The organism is Xanthomonas sp. 3793 (genome assembly GCF_024806835.1).
Lineage (GTDB): Bacteria > Pseudomonadota > Gammaproteobacteria > Xanthomonadales > Xanthomonadaceae > Xanthomonas > Xanthomonas arboricola_F.
Window position 1 is genome coordinate 328,375 of the sequence record NZ_JANTYU010000002.1, and the last position, 22,345, is coordinate 350,719.

The window sequence follows — 22,345 nt, forward strand, 5'->3', positions numbered from 1 at the left end:
TGGTGAACCGCCAGCGCGCCCAGCTTCTGCGCTGGCGATGAATGAGTCCGCGCCACAAGCGCGCCACGCATCTGCGCCTAGCCCTTGGCCGGCACGGCAATCGCGCTGCCGTCGGGCACCACGCGGATCAGGCCTTCCTGCGTGGTGCTGGCGACCAGCACGCCATCGCGGGTGAAGAACTGCCCGCGTGCCAGGCCGCGCGCGCCCTGCGCGGTGGGGCTGTCCAGCGAGTACAGCAGCCAGTCGTCGGTACGGAAGGGGCGGTGGAACCAGAGTGCATGGTCGAGCGAGGCCATCTGCACATTCGGCGTGTAGTAGCTGATGCCGTGCGGAAAGGTCGAGGTGCCCAGCAACTGGAAATCCGAAGCGTAGGCCAGCAGCACCTGGTGCAGGCCGACATCGTCGCCGATCGGGTCGTTCAGGCGCAGCCACATCTGCTGGAACGGTGGGCGCTTGGGTGGCTTGAGCTCGTCGCGCGGAAACACATGGCGAAATTCGAACGGCCCACCGCGCGAGAGCCAGCGCTGCACCTTCGCCGGCAGCTTTGCCAGCACCTCCGGCGCCAGCGGCGCGGCCGGTTCGATGTCTTCCGGCGGCGGCACCACCGGCATCGCCGACTGATGCTCGGCGCCGTCTTCGTGTTCCTGGAACGAGGCCGCGCAGAAAAAGATCACCTTGCCGTGCTGGATCGCGGTGACCCGCCGCACCGAGAAACTGCCGCCATCGCGGGTGCGGTCGACGTCGTAGACGATCGGGTGGTCGATATTGCCTGCACGCAAAAAATAGGCGTGCAGCGAATGCGCCTGGCGGCCGTTTTCCACCGTGGCCTGCGCGGCCGACAGCGCCTGGCCCAGCACCTGCCCGCCGAACACGTACTTGGTGCCGATGTCGCGGCTCTGGCCGCGAAACAGGTTGTCTTCCAGGCGCTCCAGCGACAGCAGGCTGATCAGTTCGGAGACGACGGGTTCGGCGGTGGCGGACAAGAGGCTGGCCTGGGCGTGCGACGGACCACGATTATAGCGGGCCGCCTGCCAGCCACCGTGCGGGGGCCGGGCTCAGGCCTTCTGTAGCCGTGCGGCCAGGCCGCGCAGCGCGGCCTGGGCATCGGGTGCGTACCAGCCATCGACAAAGCGCTCCAGCTGGATCAGCTCCGGCGCCAGTGCAGCGCGCAGATCCGCCCTGGCCACCGCGCGCGTGGCCAGCATCGGCTGCCGTGGCAGTTGTTGCAGCTCCTGCAGCCACGCCACCGCGCGTGCGGTGACCAGCTCGCCGTCCACCAGCTCGTCCACCAGGCCGATCTGGGCGGCCTGTTCGGCCGGCAGCAATTGCCCGGAAATCAGCAGGCGTTCGGCGCGATGCGCCCCGACCACGCGGCGCAGCAGCCGCTGGATGCCTTCCGGCGCCGCCAACCCCACCTGCACTTCATTCAGGCCGATCGTGTACGGCCTTGCGGTATCGGCGCTGCGCGCCATCACCCGGTAGTCGCAGCACAGCGCCAGCACGCAACCGCCGGCCGGCGCATGGCCGCCGATCGCCGCCACCACCGGCACCGGGCAATGGGCCAATGCCTGCGCTGCCTCGAAGAAGGCCGTCCAGCTGGCCAGCAGCGCAGCGCGGTCGGTGCCATGCGACAGCAGGTGCGGCACATCCATGCCACCGGAAAAAATGCGTTCGCTACCCGACAGCACCACGCCGTCGACATCGCTTCCCAGCTGCTGCACGGCGGAAGTCAGTGCCTGGCAGAGTGCGGTATCCAGCGCATTGACCGGCGGGCGCGCCAGGCGGAGTTCGCGAAGACGGCCGTGGTCGAGGATTTGGATGCTCATGCGGGGCTCCTGAAAGTCGGGTCATGATAGACGGCCGTCGCTGCATGCAGCGCGTACATGCAGGCGCGCTGCTGGTCCGGTGCTGCGTTTTGGCGTGCAGGCACATCGCACATCAAGCGCATATGCCGAGCCGGCTGTTTCACCAGGGGCGGGAAATGCGCAAATAAAAACGGCGGCTCCATCAAGAAGCCGCCATGCGTCATTCAACCGCGTCCGTGCTGAGCGCGATCAGCTGCTCGCTGCGCGTACCGCATCCGGCAGCGCCGCGCTCTTGCCGGTCTGCGTATCGATCCACACCACCACCACATTGCCGTCCGAATACAGCACGCCCTCGTCCTTCTGGTCGACGATGCGGTGGCCGATGGTGATGCTGCTGCTGCCCAGGCGCTCGACGAACAACTCCACCGTGATGTCGTTGGGCCACACCAGCGGGCGTTTGTAATTGACGTTGGTGGCGGCGACCACTGGCGCGATACGGTCGGTCATCGACACGCCTTGCACGCCCAGCATCCAGCGCACGCGCGCTTCTTCCAGGTACGAGATGTATTTGGCGTTGTTGACGTGGCCCATGCTGTCCATGTCGCGCCAGCGCACGCTGATCGGGATGCGTGCCAGGATCTTGTGTTCGCTCATCAGCTTGCCTTCTTCTTTGCAGTCTTCTTGGTGGCGGACTTGGCGACCTTGGTCACCTTCTCCGGTTTGACCTTGCGCGGCGGGCGCGCATCCGGCTTGTTGGCCATCGCGGCCGGGCGGGTCTCGCGCGCCTTGACCGACGGCAGCATCTTGGCCAGGAACTGCCCGGTGTAGGATGCCTCGTGCGCGGCCACCTCTTCCGGTGTGCCGGACACCAGGATGGTGCCGCCACGATGGCCGCCCTCCGGGCCCAGGTCCACGATCCAGTCGGCGGTCTTGATCACGTCCAGATTGTGTTCGATCACCACCACCGTGTTGCCCTCGTCGCGCAGCTTGTGCAGCACGCCGAGCAGCGCTTCGATGTCGTGGAAGTGCAGGCCGGTGGTCGGCTCGTCGAGGATGTACAGGGTGCGTCCGGTATCGCGACGCGACAGTTCCTTGGACAGCTTGACGCGCTGCGCCTCACCGCCGGACAGCGTGGTCGCGCTCTGGCCCAGCTTGATGTAGCTCAGGCCGACATCGACCAGCGTTTCCAGCTTGCGCGCGATCGACGGTACCGGCTCGAACAGGCGCAGCGCATCTTCGACGGTCATCTGCAACACGTCGCTGATGTTGAAGCCCTTGTAACGGATCTCCAGTGTCTCGCGGTTATAGCGTTTGCCATGGCAGACATCGCACGGCACATAGACGTCGGGCAGGAAATGCATCTCCACCTTGATCATGCCGTCGCCCTGGCAGGCCTCGCAGCGGCCGCCGCGTACGTTGAAGCTGAAACGGCCCGGCGAATAGCCGCGCGCGCGCGACTCGGGCACCTGTGCGAACAGCTCGCGCAGCGGAGTGAACATGCCGGTATACGTCGCCGGGTTCGAGCGCGGCGTGCGTCCGATCGGCGACTGGTCGATATCGACCACCTTGTCGAACAGATCGAGATTTTCGATCTCCCGATGCGCCGCCACCGGATGCGAGGCGCCGTTGATCTCGTTGGCTGCCAGCGAAAACAGCGTGTCGTTGATCAAGGTCGACTTGCCCGAACCGGACACACCGGTGATGCAGGTCAGCAGGCCGGCCGGAATCTCCAGGTCGACATTCTTGAGGTTGTTGCCGGTGGCCCCGCGCAGATGCAGCATCATCTTCGGGTTGGGCTTGTGGCGCTGCTTGGGAATCTCGATGCGGCGCTTGCCGGACAGGTATTGCCCGGTCAGCGAACGTGGCGAGTCCAGGATGTCCTGCAGCGTGCCTTGCGCGCAGATTTCGCCACCGTGCACGCCCGCGCCGGGGCCGATGTCCAGCACATGGTCGGCCAGACGGATGGCGTCTTCGTCATGTTCGACCACGATCACCGTGTTGCCGAGGTCGCGCAACCGCGTCAGCGTGCCCAGCAGGCGCTCGTTGTCGCGCTGATGCAGGCCGATCGACGGCTCATCCAGCACATACATCACCCCGACCAGGCCGGCGCCGATCTGGCTGGCCAGTCGGATGCGCTGCGCCTCGCCGCCGGACAAGGTGTCGGCCTTGCGTTCCAGAGTGAGGTAATCCAGGCCCACGTCGACCAAAAAGCCCAGGCGCTCGGCGATTTCCTTGACGATCTTGCTGGCGATCTCGCCGCGCCAACCCGGCAGCGACAGGCCCCGGAAAAAGCTCAGCGCTTCATTGACCGGCAACACCACCAGCTCCGGCAGCGGACGATCTGCCACAAACACGTTGCGCGCAGCACGATTCAAACGTGTGCCATTGCAGGCAGGGCAGGGCTGCTGGCTGACGTACTTGGTCAGCTCTTCGCGCACGGCCGGCGATTCGGTCTCGCGGTAACGGCGTTCCAGGTTCGGCAGGATGCCTTCGAAGCGGTGCTTGCGCGTGGTGCGCCCGCCCGCATCGGTGAAGTAGGTGAAGCTGATCACCTCATCGCCGCTGCCGAACAGCACCGCCTGGCGCACCTTGGCCGGCAGCGAGTTCCACACCGCATCCACGTCGAACTTGTAGTGCTTGGCCAGCGAGGCGATCAGCTGGAAGTAATAGGCGTTGCGCCGGTCCCAGCCGCGCACCGCGCCGGCCGACAGCGACAGCTCCGGATGCACCACGACGCGATCCGGATCGAAGAACTCGGCCACGCCCAGGCCATCGCAACTGGGGCAGGCGCCCACCGGTGCGTTGAACGAAAACAGTCGCGGCTCCAGCTCCGGCAGCGAGTAATCGCACACCGGGCAGCTGTACTTGGACGAAAACAGGTGCGGGGCTGCGGCCGGGTCGTCCAACGACTGCACTGCCACCATGCCTTCGCCGAGCTTGAGTGCGGTTTCGAAGCTTTCCGCCAGCCGTTGCTTGATGTCCTCGCGCGGACGGAAGCGGTCGATCACCGCCTCGATGGTGTGCTTCTGGCGCAGCGCCAGCGGCGGCACCGCGTCGATTTCGTACAGCTCGCCATCCACGCGCACGCGCACGAAACCCTGCGCGCGCAGCTGCTCGAACACCTGCGCATGCTCGCCCTTGCGCTCGCGGATCACCGGCGCCAGCAGCATGTAGCGCTGCTCCTGGTCCTGGGTGAGCATGTGGTCGACCATCTGGCTGACCGTCTGCGCTTCCAGCGGGAAGCCGTGATCCGGGCAGCGCGGCTGGCCGACGCGCGCGTACAGCAGGCGCAGGTAGTCGTAGATCTCGGTGATCGTGCCGACCGTGGAACGCGGGTTGTGCGAGGTGGATTTCTGTTCGATCGAAATTGCCGGGGACAGGCCTTCGATATGGTCCAGGTCCGGCTTTTCCATCACGCTGAGGAACTGGCGCGCATACGCCGACAGCGACTCGACGTAGCGGCGCTGGCCCTCCGCATAAATGGTGTCGAACGCCAACGACGACTTGCCCGAGCCGGACAGGCCGGTGATCACGATCAGTTTGTCGCGAGGCAGGTCGAGGTCGATGTTCTTGAGGTTGTGCGTCCGCGCGCCGCGGATGCGGATGAAATCCATCGCCATGGGGGATCCGATGTCGGGCCGGCGAACCGGCAGTGGTGCGAGCGTGCTCAGCAGGAATGAGTGGCAGTCGATCAGCCTACCCGCCGACCTAGGTGAGGGCAATTGCCCCAAATGCCAGTCTGCCGGGGCCGTTGTGGCGGCCGGATGATGCGTTCCACCCGTCCGATTCGGGTGCGCGGCTGCGAACCTGCTTGCGGGTTGACCCGAAACCCGCTAGGCCAGTACAATCCCGCTCCTGTCTGCCCCATGGGCAAGTCAGGCGACCATAATAACTACAGAGGAACACCTGGTCATGTACGCAGTTCTGGTAACCGGCGGTAAGCAATACCGCGTCGCGCAGGGCGAAACGCTCCGCGTGGAAAAGCTCGAAGTCGAAGCAGGCAACGAGATCAAGTTCGACACCATCCTGATGCTGGGCGATAGCGATGGAATCAAGCTGGGCGATGCGCTGAAGGGCGCCTCGGTCACCGCCAAGGTCGTGGCCCATGGCCGCGCCGACAAGGTGCGCATCATCAAGTTCCGTCGCCGCAAGCACCACATGAAGCGTCAGGGACACCGTCAGTACTACACCGAAATCGAGATCACCGGCATCGCCGGTGGCGACAAGAAGTAAGGAGAACCAGTCATGGCACATAAAAAGGGCGTAGGTTCCTCGCGCAACGGTCGCGATTCCAACCCGAAGTACCTCGGCGTGAAGATTTTCGGTGGCCAGGCCATCGACGCCGGCAACATCATCGTGCGTCAGCGCGGCACCCAGTTCCACCCGGGCGCCGGCGTCGGCCTGGGTCGTGACCACACGCTGTTTGCGTTGGTCGACGGCAAGGTGGAGTTCTCCACCAAGGGTCCGAAGAAGCGTCGTACCGTCAGCGTGGTTGCCGAGGCGTAATCGCCCGCTCCATGCAGGCCAGTTCGTCAGGCATCGCTGCCCGGCGGACGAGACGGAAAGCCCCGCTTTTGCGGGGTTTTTCGTTTGACGGCCGGGAGTAGGGATTCGGGATTGAGGATTCGCAACGGCGGATTTCGATCGTCCCGATACCGTAGCTTCCTGTTATCTCCGCGTTCGCCAAGCGGCGTCCTGCGGTGGTGTTACCAATCCCAAATTACGAATCCCAAATCTCATGAAGTTAGTCGACGAAGCAGAAATCCTGGTGACCGCCGGTAATGGCGGCAATGGCTGTGTCGGCTTTCGCCGCGAGAAGTTCATTCCACTTGGTGGTCCCGACGGTGGCGATGGCGGTGCCGGCGGCAGCGTCTGGATCGTCTCGGACGAGAACGTCAACACCCTGGTCGATTTTCGTCATGAGCGCACCTTCAAGGCGCAGCGCGGCGAGAACGGCATGGGCCGTCAGGCCTATGGCAAGGGGGGCGAAGATCGCGTCATCGTGGTGCCGGTCGGCACCGTGGTCATCAATGTGCAGACCGACGAAGTGATCGGCGACCTGACCCAGCATGGCGATCGACTGCTGGTGGCCAAGGGCGGCAAGGGCGGTCTGGGCAACATGCATTTCAAGAGCTCGGTCAATCGCGCGCCGCGCCAGTCCACCACCGGCGAAGAGGGTGAGGAGCGTCTGCTCAAGCTCGAGCTCAAGCTGCTGGCCGACGTCGGCCTGCTGGGTTTCCCCAATGCCGGCAAGAGCACGCTGATCCGCGCGGTGTCCTCGGCGACGCCGAAGGTGGCCGACTATCCGTTCACCACGCTGTACCCGAATCTGGGCGTGGTCAGTGTCGAGGCCTATCGCAGCTTCGTGATCGCGGACGTGCCGGGCCTGATCGAGGGGGCCGCCGATGGTGCCGGCCTGGGCACGCAGTTCCTACGCCATCTGCAGCGCACCCGGCTGCTGCTGCATCTTGTGGATATTTCGCCGATGGATGGGGGCGTGGACGCCTCACCGGTGGATCAGGTGCGCACCATCGAGCGCGAGCTGGAACGTCACGATGCCGAGTTGCTGAAGAAGCCGCGCTGGCTGGTCCTCAACAAGGCCGACCTGATGTTCGAGGACGAAGCGCGTGCCGCCGCCGAAACCATCGTGGCCGAGCTGGGCTGGACCGCGCCGTGGTATCTGGTGTCAGCGCTGGGGCGCGATGGCACGTTCCCGATCATGAAGGATGTCATGGCGTTCTTCGATCGCCAGCGCGAGGACGAGCTCGAGGCGCGCAATGCGGGCTGAGTGCACGTACAGGCACACAAAAAACCCGGCCGAGGCCGGGTTTTTCTGTGTTACCGGAAGCCAGGCTTCCGGTAACGGCGCGGCTGATCGCTTACGCGGCCTTGATGGCCTTGATGCGAGCGGTCAGACGGCTCTTGTGGCGCGCAGCCTTGTTCTTGTGAATCAGGCCACGGGCGCTGAAACGGTCGAGGATGGGCTGAGCAACGGCGAAAGCAGCTTCGGCGCCTGCGGCATCGTTGGCGTCAAGGGCCTTGATCACCTTCTTGACGGCGGTGCGCAGCATCGAGCGCTGTCCGGTGTTGCGCTCATTGCGCACAACGGTCTGCTTGGCGCGCTTCTTGGCGGACTTGATATTGGCCACGGTGGTGGTTTCCTGAAGAATCGGTGTAGTGGAAAAAGCAAGCGGGAAAGTATGATGGACCCAGATATGTACGTCAAGTCAGTTGTCAAGAGGGATGCAGCGTGAGCAAGCCTGGCATGTTGAGAGGCCTGCTCTCATTCAGCAGTATGACCATGGTGTCGCGGGTGCTGGGACTGGTTCGCGACCAGGTCATCACCACCACCTTCGGCACCAATGCAGTGACCGATGCGTTTTGGGTGGCATTCCGGGTCCCCAATTTCCTGCGCCGGCTATTTGCCGAAGGGTCCTTCGCCACCGCGTTCGTGCCGGTGTTCACCGAGATCAAGGAAACCCGCCCGCATGCGGACCTGCGCGAGTTGATGGCACGGGTGGCAGGCACGCTGGGCGGAGTGCTGCTGCTTGTCACCGCGCTGGCGCTGATCTTCGCGCCGTCGCTGGCCACGCTGTTCTCCAGTGGGGTAGATACGGATCCGGCCAAGCATGGCCTGCTGGTGGATCTGTTCCGTCTGACCTTCCCGTTCCTGCTGTTCGTCTCGCTGACCGCGCTGGCCGGCGGGGCGCTGAACAGTTTCCAGAAGTTCGCCATGCCGGCGCTGACCCCGGTGATCCTCAACCTGTGCATGATCGCCGGCGCCGTGTGGCTGGCGCCGAAGCTGGGCGGCACTCCGGAAAAACAGATCCTGGCGCTGGGCTGGGCGGTGCTGGCGGCAGGCATGCTGCAGTTGCTGTTCCAGCTGCCTTCGCTGAAAGGCATCGACCTGCTGACCCTGCCGCGCTGGGGCTGGCAACATCCGGGCGTGCGCAAGGTGCTGACCCTGATGGTGCCGACCCTGTTCGGCTCATCGATCGCGCAGATCAACCTGCTGCTGGACACCATCATCGCGGCCAGGCTGACCGATGGCTCACAGTCGTGGCTGTCGCTGGCCGACCGCTTCCTGGAATTGCCGCTGGGCGTGTTCGGGGTGGCGCTGGGCACGGTGATCCTGCCGGCGCTGGCGCGCCATCACGTCAAGACCGACCGCAACGCGTTCTCCGGCGCGCTGGACTGGGGCTTTCGTACCACGCTGCTGATCGCGATGCCGGCGATGCTCGGCTTGCTGCTGCTGGCCGAGCCGCTGGTGGCCACCTTGTTCCAGTACCGCCAGTTCACTGCCTTCGATACGCGCATGACCGCGATGTCGGTCTACGGGCTGAGCTTCGGCCTGCCGGCCTACGCCATGCTCAAGGTGCTGCTGCCGGCGTTCTACGCGCGCCAGGACACCCGTACTCCGGTACGCGCCGGCGTGGCGGCGCTGGTGGCCAACATGGTGTTCAACTTCGCGTTGCTGGCAGTGGTCTACCAGATCATGGTGCCGCCCGAGCTCAAGGCCCAGGGTGTGATGCAGGCGCTGGGCAAGCAGCCGGGTCTGCATCTGGCGCTTGGCATTGCGAGCGCGCTGTCGAGTTATCTCAATCTCGGGTTGCTGTGGTACTGGCTCGGCAAGTCCGGCGTCTACCAGCGGCGGCCGGGCTGGGGCGGCTATGCGGTACGCCTGTTGCTGGCGTGCGCGGCCATGGTAACGGTGCTGTTGGGCGTGTTGTGGTGGCTGCCATCGTTCACCGTGATGGATAAATGGCATCGCATCGGATGGTTGGCGGTGCTGGTCGGCAGCGGCGGGCTGACCTACGTGGTCGCCCAACTGGCGTTGGGGTTGCGGCCGCGGCATCTGCGGGAGAGCTGAGCCGCCCTGGTTCCGAACATTGCAGCGGCCCCTGGCGAGCTCCGCCGGGGTGTCTGCAATCAGCGCGGCCGCACAGGCGTGGAAGGTCCGCGGCGGCCCTGGCCGACGTTACGGCCGGGGAGCGGATACCAGTCGCTGCCTGCCCAGGCCACGCGCGTGGGTGGTGCTGCGCGCGCCGGGCGCGCCCATGCGGCTTGACAGGCACGGCTATACTTACAAGTTATGTATCAGCGAGGGTCGGCCACCAGGCCGGCATCTGTTTGGATCGAGGAATGAGCAGGCTGTTTAGAGACGTCGAGGGCGGGACGCTGTTCCCGCACGGAAGCGTGGTCTGCATCGGCGCTTTCGATGGCCTGCACCTGGGGCATCGGACGCTGGTGCAGCACGCCATCGCGCGCGCGCGCGCACTGGGCGTGCCGGCGGTGGCGTTGAGCTTCGAGCCGTTGCCGCGCGAATTTTTTGCGCCGGCCGCGCCGCCGCCGCGCTTGACCCTGGCGCGCGCCAAGATCGAAGGCCTGTACGACTTCGGTGCCGACAGCGTGGGCCTGATCCGTTTCGACGGCCGCTTGTCGGCAATGAGTGCCGAAGACTTCGTACGGCTGGCGCTGGTCGGCCGGCTATGCGCCAAAGAGGTGTGGATCGGCCCGGAATTTCGTTTCGGCCATCGGCGTGGCGGCGATATCGGCTTGCTGCGTGCGTTGGGTGAACAGCATGGATTTGCGGCTGGCGAAATCACGCCGGTGCACCTGCACGGCGAGCGGATTTCCGCCACGCGGATTCGCGAGCTGCTGGGCGCCGGGGAATTCGTGCATGCCGGGGAACTGCTCGGCCGCCCGTATGCCATCGGTGGGCGGGTGGTGCGCGGCAAGCAACTGGGGCGCACGCTGGGCTATCCCACCGCCAATCTGCGTTTCCCGCGCACTCCCGCGTTGTCGGGCATCTACGCGACCTGGGTGCATGGCGTGGCCGAGCGGCCGTGGCCATCGGTGTCCAGCTTCGGTACCCGGCCCACCGTGGCCGGCGTGGAGCCATTGCTGGAAGCGCACCTGTTCGATTTCCAGGGCGATCTGTATGGCCGGCATATCGAGGTCGAATTCGTCGCCAAGCTGCGCGATGAAGAAAAGTTCGATGGGCTGGACGCGTTGACCGCGCAGATGCATCGCGACGCCGAGCAGGCCCGCGCCGTGCTCAAGGCGAGCCCCTCGCGCCTGCCTGCCGATGCGGGCGTTGCTCGTTCCGTCGGTCTTCCCGTTGAGGGGCAGCGTGACAACGCTTCGCGCCATTTGGCAGATGCAGACGCCGTCGATGCCACCGCTTCGCAACATCCCCGTACATCTCCTTACGCAGCGCAACGGTAGATTCCTGTGACCCAAGACTACAAAGCCACTCTCCATCTGCCTGCGACGGAATTTCCGATGCGCGGCGACCTGCCCAAGCGTGAGCCGGCGATGCTGGACCGCTGGGAGCGCGATGGGCTGTATGCGCAACTGCGTGCCAACGCGGCGGGGCGCCCGCTGTTCGTGCTGCACGATGGCCCGCCGTATGCCAATGGCCAGATCCATCTGGGTCACGCGGTCAACAAGATCCTCAAGGACATCATCGTCAAGTCGAAGTATCTGGCTGGCTTCGATGCGCCGTACATCCCGGGCTGGGATTGCCATGGCCTGCCGATCGAAATCGCGATCGAAAAGAAGTACGGCAAGGTCGGCGTCAAGCTGGACGCTGCCGAGTTCCGCCAGAAGTGCCGCGAATACGCGACCGAGCAGATCGATCTGCAGCGGCGCGATTTCAAGCGCCTGGGCGTGGTCGGCGATTGGGATAACCCGTACAAGACGCTGGATTTCCGCTTCGAAGCCAATGAAATCCGCGCGCTGGCCAAGGTGGTGGACAACGGCCACCTGACGCGCGGCGTCAAGCCGGTGCATTGGTGCTTCGATTGCGGCTCTGCGCTGGCCGAGGCCGAGATCGAATACGCCGACAAGGTCTCGCCGACCGTGGATGTGGCCTATCCGGCGCGCGATCCGGCGGCGGTGGCTGCCGCATTCGGTGCCAGCCTGCCGGCAGGCACCAGCGTGGCGGTGCCGATCTGGACCACCACGCCGTGGACGCTGCCGGCGTCGCTGGCGGTGAGCCTGGGTGCGGAGCTCGATTACGTGCTGGTCGAAGGCCCGGCCGACCGCGGCCAGCCGCGCTGGCTGGTGGTGGCTGAGGCCCTCGCGGCCAGGGTGCTGGCGCGCTACGGCGTGGACGAAGTGGCGGTGCATGGCCATGCCAAGGGCGCCGTGCTGGACCAGATGCTGCTGAACCACCCGTTCTATGCCGAGCGCGAGATCCCGCTGCTGCTGGGCGACCACGTGTCGGCCGAGGACGGTACCGGCGCGGTGCACACCGCACCGGGCCATGGCCAGGAGGACTACCAGGTCTCCAAGCAGTACGGCCTGCTCGAGCGTTACGGCGCTGCGCAGATCAACCCGGTGGACGGGCGTGGCGTGTACCTGCCCTCCACACCGCCGCTGGGCGACACCGTGCTGGCCGGGCTGCATATCTGGAAGGCCAACGACGTCATCATCGAGGCGCTGGGCGGCACCGGTGCGTTGCTGGCGGCCAGCAAGATGGAGCACAGCTATCCGCATTGCTGGCGCCACAAGACACCAATCGCGTTCCGTGCCACGCCGCAGTGGTTCATCTCGATGGAGCAGGCCAACCTGCGCGCCGATGCGCTCAAGGCCATCGAGCAGGTGACCTGGTACCCGGCCTGGGGCCAGGCGCGAATCGCCGGCATGGTCGACGGCCGCCCGGACTGGACCATCTCGCGCCAGCGCACCTGGGGCGTGCCGATCGCGCTGTTCGTGCACCGCGAAACCGGCGAGCCGCATCCGCGCAGCACCGAGTTGCTGCGCCAGGTCGCCGACCGGGTGGAGCAGGGTGGCGTGGACGTGTGGTACACGCTGGACGCGGCCGAACTGCTGGGCGACGAAGCGGCCCACTACGACAAGATCACCGACATCCTGGATGTGTGGTTCGACTCCGGCGTGACCCATGAAGCGGTGCTGGTGGACCGCGGCCTGCCCAAGCCGGCCGACCTGTACCTGGAAGGCTCGGATCAGCATCGCGGCTGGTTCCAGTCCTCGCTGCTGAGCGGCGTGGCAATGGACAAGGCGGCGCCGTACAAGCAGTGCCTCACCCACGGGTTCACCGTGGACGAGCACGGCCGCAAGATGTCCAAGTCTTCCGGCAACGGCATCGAGCCGCAGGAGATCATGAAGACCCTGGGCGCGGACATCCTGCGCCTGTGGATCGCGTCAAGCGACTACAGCAACGAGATGTCGCTGTCGCAGGAGATCCTCAAGCGCAATGCCGATGCGTATCGCCGCCTGCGCAATACCGCGCGCTTTTTGCTCGGCAATCTGCATGGCTTCGACCCGTTGCAGCATCTGGTGGCGCTGGACGACATGGTGCTGCTGGACCGCTGGATCGTGCATCGCGCGCACGAGCTGCAGGAAAAGATCGTCGCCGCCTACGCGCGCTACGACTTTGCCGAGATCGTGCAGGCGCTGCTGAATTTCTGCAGCGTGGACCTGGGCTCGCTGTATCTGGACGTGACCAAGGACCGCCTGTACACGATGGCCGAGGATGCACGCGGCCGCCGTTCGGCGCAGAGCGCGATGTATCACGTGGCCGAAGCCTTCGTGCGCTGGATCGCGCCGGTGCTGAGCTTTACCGCCGAAGAGCTATGGGCGTATCTGCCGGGCGAGCATGTCGGCAACGTGTTGTTCGCCAACTGGTACGACGGCCTGGCGCCGCTGCCTGCCGATGCCGCATTGACCAGCGCGGATGTCGACAAGTTGCTGGCGCTGCGCGAGCAGGTGGCCAAGGTGCTGGAGCCGATGCGTGCCAATGGTGCGATCGGCGCGGCGCTGGAAGCGGAGATCACGGTTGCCGCCGATGCGCAGACCGCGGCGCGCTGGCAGCCGCTGGCCGAGGAGTTGCGTTTACTGTTCATCAGCGGCGATGTCACCGTGACCGCGGCCAGCACCGACGACATCTTCGTCAGCGCGCAACCGACCACCAAGGCCAAGTGCGTGCGCTGCTGGCACCACCAGGCCAGCGTGGGCAGCGATGCGCGCCACCCGGAGCTGTGCAGCCGCTGCGTCAGCAATATCGAAGGCCCCGGCGAGGATCGTCGCTGGTTCTGATGGGTTTGCACGATGCGCATGGCGGGCCGATCCTGCCACGCGTGATCCAGAACCCGTATGGGCCCGGCTTGCGCCTGCGTGCGACCTCGTTCGCAGGCGCTGCGGCAGGGTGACTGCGCCAGCATCGCATTTCCCAGCTTGCTGAAGCGTGGCGCATGCGGCAAGGCGGGGCGGGGCGGCTGGCTCCGAGGTCCATGCCATCCTTGCGCGCCTGTCTTCCGGCTTTCGTTCTGCCACCGTCATCCTCAACGCCATCCAGGCATCTTCTCCGGCGTCGGAGAAGTCACCACCAACTGCGACCTTCCGACATGAGTCAACGCCCCAAACCCTCCGCCCTGATCTGGTTGCTGCTGTCCGCACTCGTGGTCGGGCTGGACCAGTGGAGCAAGGCCTGGGTGTTGTCCAGCCTGCCCGAATACACCCCGGTGCCGGTCATCGACGGCTTCTGGAACTGGTACCGCACCTATAACACCGGTGCAGCCTTCAGCTTCCTGAGCGATGCCGGCGGATGGCAGCTGTGGTTCTTCACCGCGCTGGCGGTGGGCATCAGTGGCCTGCTGGCGTTCTGGCTGTCGCGCACCGCGCGTGGGCAGTGGCGCAGCGCGCTGCCCTACGCGCTGGTGATCGGCGGGGCGATCGGCAATGTGATCGACCGGTTGATGCACGGCCACGTGGTCGATTTCATCCAGTGGTATATCGGCAGCCATACCTGGCCGTCATTCAACATCGCGGACTCGGCCATCGTGGGCGGTGCCATCGGGATTGCAGTGTTCGGGCTGTTCGACAAGGGCGGCAAACACGAGCCGGGAATCGGGAATCTCCCCTGAAGCCCCGGTGCCGACGCGCGTCACCCGGTCCGACCCCTCTTTCTCCATTCCCGTAGAATGCCCGTCATGGATGTCCTGCTCGCCAATCCCCGTGGTTTCTGTGCCGGTGTCGACCGCGCGATCGAGATCGTCAAGCGCGCGATCGAGACGCTGGGCGCGCCGATCTATGTGCGCCATGAAGTGGTGCACAACCGCTTCGTGGTCGACGACCTGAAGCAGCGCGGTGCGGTCTTCGTCGAAGAGCTCGACGAGGTGCCCGACAACGCCACGGTGATCTTCAGCGCACACGGCGTCTCGCAGGCGGTGCGCCAGGAGGCCGAGCGCCGCGGCTTGAAGGTGTTCGACGCGACCTGTCCGCTGGTGACCAAGGTGCATTTCGAGGTTGCCCGCCACTGCCGTGCCGGTCGCGATGTGGTGCTGATCGGCCATGCCGGGCACCCGGAAGTGGAAGGCACCATGGGGCAGTGGAGCCGCGAGCGCGGCCCGGGCACGATCTATCTGGTCGAGGACATCGAGCAGGTTGCCACGCTGCAGATTCGCCAGCCCGACAATCTCGCCTACACCACCCAGACCACGCTGTCGGTCGACGACACCATGGGCATCATCGAGGCGCTGCGTGCGCGCTACCCGGCGATGCAGGGGCCGCGCCACGATGACATCTGCTATGCCACCCAGAACCGCCAGGACGCAGTGCGCGATCTGGCGCGCCAGTGCGACCTGGTGCTGGTGGTCGGCTCGCCCAATAGCTCCAATTCCAATCGACTGAGCGAACTCGCACGCCGCGACGGGGTGGAGTCGTATCTGATCGACAATGCCGGCGAGATCGATCCGGCCTGGATCGTCGGCAAGCAGCACATCGGCCTGACCGCTGGCGCCTCCGCCCCGCAGGTGCTGGTCGATGGCGTGCTGGCGCGGTTGCGCGAGCTGGGCGCCAACAGTGTGTGCGAGCTGGAAGGCGAGCCCGAATCGATGGTGTTCGCGCTGCCCAAGGAATTGCGGTTGCGCCTGGTCAGCTGACTTCACGTCAGCAGCCAAAGCTGCCGGGCAGGGCAGGGAGAGCGACGTCCGGGTGTCGGCACGTCTGGCAGACCATTCGCGCAGCTGGCCGCCACGGCGGCGATTGACCAGCCCCTGGCTCCGCTCCTACAATGCACGGCTCGCCGGAATAGCTCAGTTGGTAGAGCGGCGCATTCGTAATGCGTAGGTCGTAGGTTCGATTCCTATTTCCGGCACCATCGCTTCAGCACTGGGTCGGCCCTTGGCCGGCCCAGTTGCGTTTCTGGCGTTCGCAAGCGTATTTCACGTGATTTGCGCATCGATTGCACTGCAACCGCAGGCTGCGACGACGGGCGTCATGGCCTGCATCTTTGCTTACGCTGCGCTGCGACAACATGTCGCACGGTTTTGCGCGCATTTATTGCGGCAGATCATTGCCAATGGGTTTCGTGCAGGTGCAGCAAAGATTAAAATTGGCGCGCTAACCTGCAACTTCGGTCTGCGTGGGCCCTCCCTCAAAAAGAAGGGCATCGCCGGACATCTCCCTTGCTGGAGACGATGCGCGGCTGGCGTTCCTTCGCACTTGGATCGACCGATGATTCCGCTGAAACATCTCGGGCGTTTACTTCGTCCAGGTCTGATGTTGCCGTTCCTGCTGTTGGCAGGCTGCAACTCGGCCATCCTCAATCCGAAAGGCCAGATCGGCCACGACGAGAAGCAACTGCTGATCACCTCGGTGGTGCTGATGCTGATCGTGGTCATCCCGGTGATCGTGATGACGATTGCGTTCGCGTGGAAGTACCGCGCATCCAACACGAAGGCGCGCTACGAGCCGGACTGGTCGCATTCCACCGCGATCGAAGTGGTGGTGTGGTCGATCCCGTGCGTGATCATCCTGGTGCTGGCGGTGCTGACCTGGCGCTCGTCGCATGCGCTGGACCCATACCGGCCGCTGGATTCGGACGTCAAGCCGATCACCATCGAAGCGGTGTCGCTGGACTGGAAGTGGATGTTCATCTACCCGGACCAGAACATCGCCACGGTCAACGAGATCGCGTTCCCGGTGCATACGCCGCTGAACTTCAAGATCACCTCAGACACGGTGATGAACTCGTTCTTCATTCCGCACCTGGGCACCATGATCTACGCGATGGCGGGCATGGAAACCAAGCTGCATCTGGTGGCCAACGAGCCAGGCGAATACTTCGGCCTGTCGACCAACTACAGCGGTCACGGCTTCTCGAAGATGAGCTTCAAGGCGCATGCCGTGGATCAGGCCGGCTTCGATGCATGGGTGGCCAAGGTCAAGGCATCGCCGACCGCGTTGAACGCTGCCGAGTACCAGGTGCTGGCCGCCAACCGCAACGACAAGGAACAGTATCCGGTCACCTACTACTCGTCGGTGCAGGACGGCATGTTCCGCTCGCTGGTCGACAAATACATGAATGGTCCGGGCCACAACAAAGGCCACGGCGACCATGAGGCATCGGCTGCAGAGCCGGTTGCCATGTGCACTTCTGGAGACAAGTGATGCTAGGCAAACTTACGATCGAGGCGGTTCCGTACCACGAGCCGATCATCATGGTCGCTCTCGGTGGTGCCGGCCTGCTCGGCCTGCTCATCGCTGGCGCCATCACCAAGTACAAGCTGTGGGGCTACCTGTGGAACGAGTGGTTCACCTCGGTGGATCACAAGCGCATCGGCGTGATGTACATCATCGTGGCGCTGGTCATGTTGCTGCGCGGCTTCGCCGATGCGGCGATGATGCGTACTCAGCAGGCGCTGGCGGGTAACGGTGGCGAAGGCGTCCTGCCGCCGCACCACTATGACCAGATCTTTACCGCGCATGGCGTGATCATGATCTTCTTCATGGCCATGCCGTTCATGACCGGCCTGTTGAACCTGATCGTGCCGCTGCAGATCGGCGCACGCGACGTGGCGTTTCCGTTCCTGAACTCGCTGAGCTTCTGGCTGTTCGTGGCCGGTGCGGCGCTGATCAACATCTCGCTGGGCGTCGGCGAATTCGCGCAGACCGGCTGGCTGGCCTATCCGCCGTTGTCGGGGCTGGAATACAGTCCAGGGGTCGGTGTCGATTACTACATCTGGGCATTGCAGGTGTCTGGTCTAGGCACGTTGCTGACCGGCATCAACTTCTTCGTGACGATCATGCGGATGCGCGCGCCGGGCATGACCCTGATGCGCATGCCGATCTTCACCTGGACCGCGCTGATCACCAACATCCTGATCATCGCTGCGTTCCCGATCCTGACCGTGGCGCTGGCGCTGCTGGGTGCGGACCGTTACCTGGGCACGCACTTCTTCACCAACGACGGTGGCGGCAACGCCATGATGTACGTCAACCTGATCTGGATCTGGGGTCACCCGGAGGTCTACATCCTGATCCTGCCGGCGTTCGGCATCTTCTCCGAGTTGATCGCCACCTATAGCCGCAAGCGCCTGTTCGGCTACACCTCGATGGTCTACGCCACCTCGTGCATCGGCGTGCTGTCGTTCGTGGTGTGGTTGCACCACTTCTTCACCATGGGCTCGGGTGCCAACGTCAATGCCTTCTTCGGCATCACGACGATGATCATCTCGATCCCGACCGGTGTGAAGATCTTCAACTGGCTGTTCACCATGTTCCGCGGTCGCGTGCACATGACCTCGCCGGTGCTGTGGACGATCGGCTTCATCATCACCTTCACCATCGGCGGCATGACCGGCGTGATGCTGGCGATCCCGGCGGTGGACTTCGTGCTGCACAACAGCCTGTTCCTGATCGCGCACTTCCATAACGTGATCATCGGCGGCGTGGTGTTCGGTTACCTGGCCGGCCTGACCTACTGGTTCCCGAAGGCGTTCGGCTTCAAGCTCAACGAGAAGATCGGCAAGGCCTCGTTCTGGTGCTGGATCATCGGCTTCTTCGTGGCCTTCATGCCGCTGTACGTGCTCGGCTTCATGGGCATGACCCGTCGCATGAACACCTACAACCATCCCGAGTGGGCGCCGTGGCTGTATGTCGCTGCGGTGGGTGCTGCGATCATCGGCCTGGGCATCTTCCTGAATCTGGTGCAGATCGGTTACAGCGTCTGGAAGCGCAAGGAGCACATGGACCACACGGGCGATCCGTGGGATGGCCGCACCCTGGAGTGGGCCACCTCCTCGCCGCCGCCGTTCTACAACTTCGCCGTGCTGCCGCACATCGACGACCGCGATCAGTTCTGGGCCGACAAGCAGAACGGCAAGGGCTGGGTGCGTCCGTCCAAGTACGAACCCATCCACATGCCGCGCAACACCGGTGCAGGCGTGTATATCGGCGCCTTCAGCGTGCTGCTGGGCTTCGGCCTGATCTGGCACATCTGGTGGCTGGCCATCATTGGCCTGGTGGGCATGATCGGCAGCTTCATCGCGCGCACCTTCGACGACGACATCGATTACTGGGTGCCGGCCGATGAAGTGGAGCGCATCGAAAACGCGCGCTTTGCGCTGCTCGAACAGCAACAGGCGGCGCAGGCCGCGAAGGTGGTATGACCATGGCTTCCTCGACCACGCTTGACCACGCCGCCCACGCGGGCGGCCACGATCACGACCACGAGCATCACGACGGCGGTGGCAACACCGTCTTCGGGTTCTGGGTCTACCTGATGAGCGACTGCCTGCTGTTTGCCGGTCTGTTCGCCACCTATGCGGTGCTCTCCGGCGCCACGGTGGATGGGCCGACCGCCAAGGAGCTGTTCGACCTGAAGTTCGTGCTGGTGGAAACCTTCCTGCTGTTGTTCAGCAGCTTGAGCTTTGGCTTTGCGATGATTGCCGCGCACAAGCGCAAGATGGGCGGCCTGTATGGCTGGCTGGCTGTCACCGCGCTGCTGGGTATCGGCTTCCTGTGCATGGAAATCTGGGAGTTCAACCACCTGATCCATGAAGGTGCCGGCCCGGGACGCAGCGCATTCCTGTCCGCCTTCTTCACCCTGGTCGGTACCCACGGTCTGCACGTGGCATCGGGCCTGTTGTGGATGGCGGTGCTGGTGATCCAGATCTCCAAGAACGGCCTGACTGCGCGCAACAGCACGCGTCTGGCCTGCCTGAGCCTGTTCTGGCACTTCCTGGACATCATCTGGATCGGTGTGTTCACCGTCGTCTATCTGCTGGGAGCGCTGTAATGGCCAATCACCACCACACCGATACCGCGGCCGATGCGCATGCCGGCGGTTTGAAGTCCTATCTGATCGGCTTCGTCATGGCTGTCATCCTCACCGTCATCCCGTTTGCGATGGTGATGAGCGGGGCGTTCTCCAAGGGTGTCACCATCGTCGTGATCTCGGTCATGGCCGCAGTGCAGATGCTGGTGCACATGGTGTACTTCCTGCATATGGATCGCACGCCCGAGCAGCGCTCCAACGTGCAGGTGGGCCTGTTCTCGTTGCTGATCATCGGCATCGTGATCGTCGGCTCGCTGTGGGTGCTGCACAACATGAACGTCAACATGATGCATTGAGACGGCGCAGTGCCGGATCGGAGAAAGCCGCCAGCGATGGGCGGCTTTTTTTTGCGCATGAATTTGCCTGCGGCATGACCAATGGCATACGGGGAAGCCGTGGTGGGCGCTTAGCATCGTGGGCTTGCCTGTTCCAGGTCACCTGCGGAGTTGCGATGAAGATGCCCACCCTGTTGTCCGTGTCGCTGCTGGCAGCGCTGTCGTTGCCGGTCGCCGCGCAAACCGCGCCGCCGCAGGACGTGCCGTTCGACGGCACCTTGAAGATCGACGTCGATGCCACCGATCTGGCCCACCGCATCTTCAAGGTCAAGACCACGATGCCGGCCAAGCCGGGCCCGATGACGCTGCTGTATCCGCAGTGGATTCCGGGCAACCACTCGCCGACAGGGCCGATCGACAAACTGGCTGGTCTGGTGATCAAGGTCGACGGCAAGGTGGTGCCATGGACGCGCGACCAGTTCGATGTCTACGCGTTCAAGGTGGACGTGCCCCAGGGCGCCACCGAGCTGGTGGCCGAGTTCAAGTTCCTCTCGCCGCAGGCCCCCAACCAGGGCCGGGTGATGATGACTCCGGAAATGCTCAACCTGCAGTGGAACACCACCGCGCTGTATCCGGCCGGCGTGTTCGCGCGCAACATCAAGGCCCAGGCCAGCGTCACCTTGCCAGCCGGCTGGAGCTATGCCACGGCACTGGAGACCGACCGCCGCGTCGGCGACACGGTGACCTTCAAGCCGATCGATTTCGACGACCTGGTCGACTCGCCGATGTTCGCCGGCAAGTACTACAAGCGCGTGGAGTTGAGCGCCGGCAAGCAGCCGGTCTACCTCAACGTGTTCGCCGACGAAGCCAAGTCGCTGGAGGCCAAGCCCGAGCAGATCAAGGCGCATGCGTCGCTGGTGCAGCAGATGGACAAGCTTTACGGCGCGCGGCATTTCGATCACTACGAATTCCTGCTGGCGCTGACCAAGAAGTTGGGCGGCATCGGCCTGGAACACCATCGCTCCAGCGAAAACAGCGGTGTGCCGACCTACTTCACCGAGTGGGACAAGAGCTGGACCGGGCGCGACCTGCTCGCGCACGAGTTCAACCATTCCTGGAACGGCAAGTACCGCCGTGGTGCCGACCTGGCCACGCCCAATTTCAACGTCCCGATGGGCGACAGCCTGCTGTGGCTGTACGAAGGCCAGACCCAGTTCTGGGGCGAAGTGATGGCTGCACGTTCGGGCCTGTGGACGCAGGATCAGGCGCGCGAAATGCTCGCTGGCGTGGCAGCCCAGTACGAGCGTGGGCGCCCCGGCATGGCCTGGCGCACCGTGCAGGACACCACCAACGACCCGACCATGTCGATGCGCCGCCCCAAGGCCTACCGTAGCTATCAGATGGCCGAAGACTATTACTCCGGCGGCCAGATGATGTGGCTGGAAGTGGACAGCAAGCTGCGCGCGCTGACCAACAACAAGCGCTCCATCGACGATTTCGGCAAGGCCTTCTTCGGCATGAACAACGGCGATTGGGACGTCAACCCGTACACCTTCGACGACATCGTGGCCACGCTCAACGGCGTGGCGCCCTACGACTGGGCCAGCCTGTTACGCAGCCGCATGGACGGGCACGGTTCCTTGAATGCCGGCATCGAGGCCAATGGCTGGAAGCTGGTCTACAACGAGGAGCCGAACCTGGCCACCAAGGCCGACGAGAGCGACGACAAGGACGCCAGCCTGACCTATTCGCTTGGCCTGTCCCTGAAGGCCTCCGGCGAGATCGGTGATGTGCTCTGGGACGGCCCGGCCTTCAATGCCGGCCTGATCGCCGGCAACACCATCGTGGCGGTCAACGGCCGCGCCTTCAGCAGCGAGGTGATCAAGGACGCGATCAAGGCGGCCAAGGGCACCACCGCGCCGATCGAGTTGCTGGTCAAGCGCCTGGACCGCTACGACACCGTGCGCATCGATTACCACGGCGGCCTGCTGTATCCGCATCTGGAACGTATCGCCGGCAAGCCTGACCGCCTGAGCGAGTTGTACAAGCCGCGCTGAGTGGCGGCCGCCCGCTCGCAGGCGTTGAAGCGGGCAATGGCAAGACCTGGAGCTGCATGACCGGCTGCGATCGATCATGCGGCTCCAGACGCTGGTCTTGTTCGGTACCGATGCCGGTGC

General features: G+C 64.5%; 18 protein-coding genes and 1 tRNA gene. 14 read left to right on the forward strand and 5 right to left on the reverse strand.

The annotated features are described in order from the left end of the window. Positions 1-77: 77 nt before the first annotated feature. From tesB to uvrA, 4 genes are all read right to left on the reverse strand, one after another. The gene (gene tesB / locus FHY18_RS07725; RefSeq protein ID WP_259153222.1) at positions 78-983 is read right to left on the reverse strand and encodes an acyl-CoA thioesterase II; all 906 of its coding nucleotides are present in this window, start codon (positions 981-983) and stop codon (positions 78-80) included. A gap of 72 nt (positions 984-1,055) precedes the next feature. After that, entirely contained in the window at positions 1,056-1,826 is a 771-nt protein-coding gene (locus tag FHY18_RS07730; protein WP_259153223.1) for an enoyl-CoA hydratase/isomerase family protein, read from the reverse strand. Positions 1,827-2,054: 228 nt separating this feature from the next. Further along, complete coding sequence (locus FHY18_RS07735) at positions 2,055-2,459, reverse strand: thioesterase family protein (protein ID WP_259153224.1); 405 nt, start codon at positions 2,457-2,459, stop codon at positions 2,055-2,057. Next, positions 2,459-5,425, reverse strand: coding sequence for an excinuclease ABC subunit UvrA (uvrA, locus tag FHY18_RS07740; RefSeq protein ID WP_259153225.1), 2,967 nt, complete (start codon positions 5,423-5,425; stop codon positions 2,459-2,461). The genes FHY18_RS07735 and uvrA overlap by 1 nt, the downstream gene beginning before the upstream one ends. A gap of 292 nt (positions 5,426-5,717) precedes the next feature. Between uvrA and rplU the strand changes: the two genes are divergently transcribed. From rplU to obgE, 3 genes are all read left to right on the forward strand, one after another. Next, entirely contained in the window at positions 5,718-6,038 is a 321-nt protein-coding gene (gene rplU, locus FHY18_RS07745) for a 50S ribosomal protein L21 (protein ID WP_005989959.1), read from the forward strand. A gap of 12 nt (positions 6,039-6,050) precedes the next feature. Next, complete coding sequence (rpmA, locus tag FHY18_RS07750; protein ID WP_003484326.1) at positions 6,051-6,311, forward strand: 50S ribosomal protein L27; 261 nt, start codon at positions 6,051-6,053, stop codon at positions 6,309-6,311. 232 nt (positions 6,312-6,543) lie between these two features. Further along, a complete protein-coding gene (gene obgE, locus FHY18_RS07755; RefSeq protein ID WP_259153246.1) occupies positions 6,544-7,593 on the forward strand; it encodes a GTPase ObgE in 1,050 nt (349 codons plus the stop codon). A gap of 91 nt (positions 7,594-7,684) precedes the next feature. Here obgE and rpsT read toward each other — a convergent pair whose 3' ends face one another. Further along, positions 7,685-7,954 (reverse strand): 30S ribosomal protein S20, encoded by a 270-nt coding sequence (gene rpsT / locus FHY18_RS07760; protein ID WP_002807888.1) that lies wholly within the window; start codon positions 7,952-7,954, stop codon positions 7,685-7,687. Between the two features lie 116 nt (positions 7,955-8,070). Between rpsT and murJ the strand changes: the two genes are divergently transcribed. The 11 genes from murJ to FHY18_RS07815 all read left to right on the forward strand — a co-directional run bounded on the left by murJ (position 8,071) and on the right by FHY18_RS07815 (position 22,225). After that, on the forward strand, positions 8,071-9,675 hold the full coding sequence (gene murJ / locus FHY18_RS07765; protein ID WP_259153969.1) for a murein biosynthesis integral membrane protein MurJ: 1,605 nt from the start codon (positions 8,071-8,073) through the stop codon (positions 9,673-9,675). A gap of 272 nt (positions 9,676-9,947) precedes the next feature. Beyond that, the gene (locus tag FHY18_RS07770; protein ID WP_259153247.1) at positions 9,948-11,033 is read left to right on the forward strand and encodes a bifunctional riboflavin kinase/FAD synthetase; all 1,086 of its coding nucleotides are present in this window, start codon (positions 9,948-9,950) and stop codon (positions 11,031-11,033) included. A 6-nt stretch (positions 11,034-11,039) separates the two neighbouring features. Further along, the gene (gene ileS, locus FHY18_RS07775) at positions 11,040-13,871 is read left to right on the forward strand and encodes an isoleucine--tRNA ligase (RefSeq protein ID WP_259153248.1); all 2,832 of its coding nucleotides are present in this window, start codon (positions 11,040-11,042) and stop codon (positions 13,869-13,871) included. A 308-nt stretch (positions 13,872-14,179) separates the two neighbouring features. After that, entirely contained in the window at positions 14,180-14,698 is a 519-nt protein-coding gene (lspA, locus tag FHY18_RS07780) for a signal peptidase II (protein WP_259153249.1), read from the forward strand. Positions 14,699-14,764: 66 nt separating this feature from the next. Next, positions 14,765-15,715 (forward strand): 4-hydroxy-3-methylbut-2-enyl diphosphate reductase, encoded by a 951-nt coding sequence (gene ispH / locus FHY18_RS07785; protein WP_259153251.1) that lies wholly within the window; start codon positions 14,765-14,767, stop codon positions 15,713-15,715. 142 nt (positions 15,716-15,857) lie between these two features. After that, positions 15,858-15,933 (forward strand) — tRNA-Thr (locus FHY18_RS07790). Positions 15,934-16,289: 356 nt separating this feature from the next. Then, positions 16,290-17,225, forward strand: coding sequence for a ubiquinol oxidase subunit II (gene cyoA, locus FHY18_RS07795; protein ID WP_259153252.1), 936 nt, complete (start codon positions 16,290-16,292; stop codon positions 17,223-17,225). Continuing rightward, positions 17,225-19,225, forward strand: a complete 2,001-nt coding sequence (gene cyoB, locus FHY18_RS07800; protein ID WP_259153253.1) for a cytochrome o ubiquinol oxidase subunit I — start codon at positions 17,225-17,227, stop codon at positions 19,223-19,225. Before cyoA ends, cyoB begins: the two co-directional genes overlap by 1 nt. Further along, on the forward strand, positions 19,222-19,854 hold the full coding sequence (gene cyoC / locus FHY18_RS07805; RefSeq protein ID WP_024711670.1) for a cytochrome o ubiquinol oxidase subunit III: 633 nt from the start codon (positions 19,222-19,224) through the stop codon (positions 19,852-19,854). The genes cyoB and cyoC overlap by 4 nt, the downstream gene beginning before the upstream one ends. Further along, positions 19,854-20,189 (forward strand): cytochrome o ubiquinol oxidase subunit IV, encoded by a 336-nt coding sequence (cyoD, locus tag FHY18_RS07810; protein WP_003484294.1) that lies wholly within the window; start codon positions 19,854-19,856, stop codon positions 20,187-20,189. Before cyoC ends, cyoD begins: the two co-directional genes overlap by 1 nt. Positions 20,190-20,344: 155 nt before the next feature. Further along, positions 20,345-22,225: a tetratricopeptide repeat protein gene (locus tag FHY18_RS07815; protein ID WP_259153255.1), complete on the forward strand. Its 1,881-nt coding sequence runs from the start codon at positions 20,345-20,347 to the stop codon at positions 22,223-22,225. The last annotated feature ends 120 nt before the right edge of the window (positions 22,226-22,345 follow it).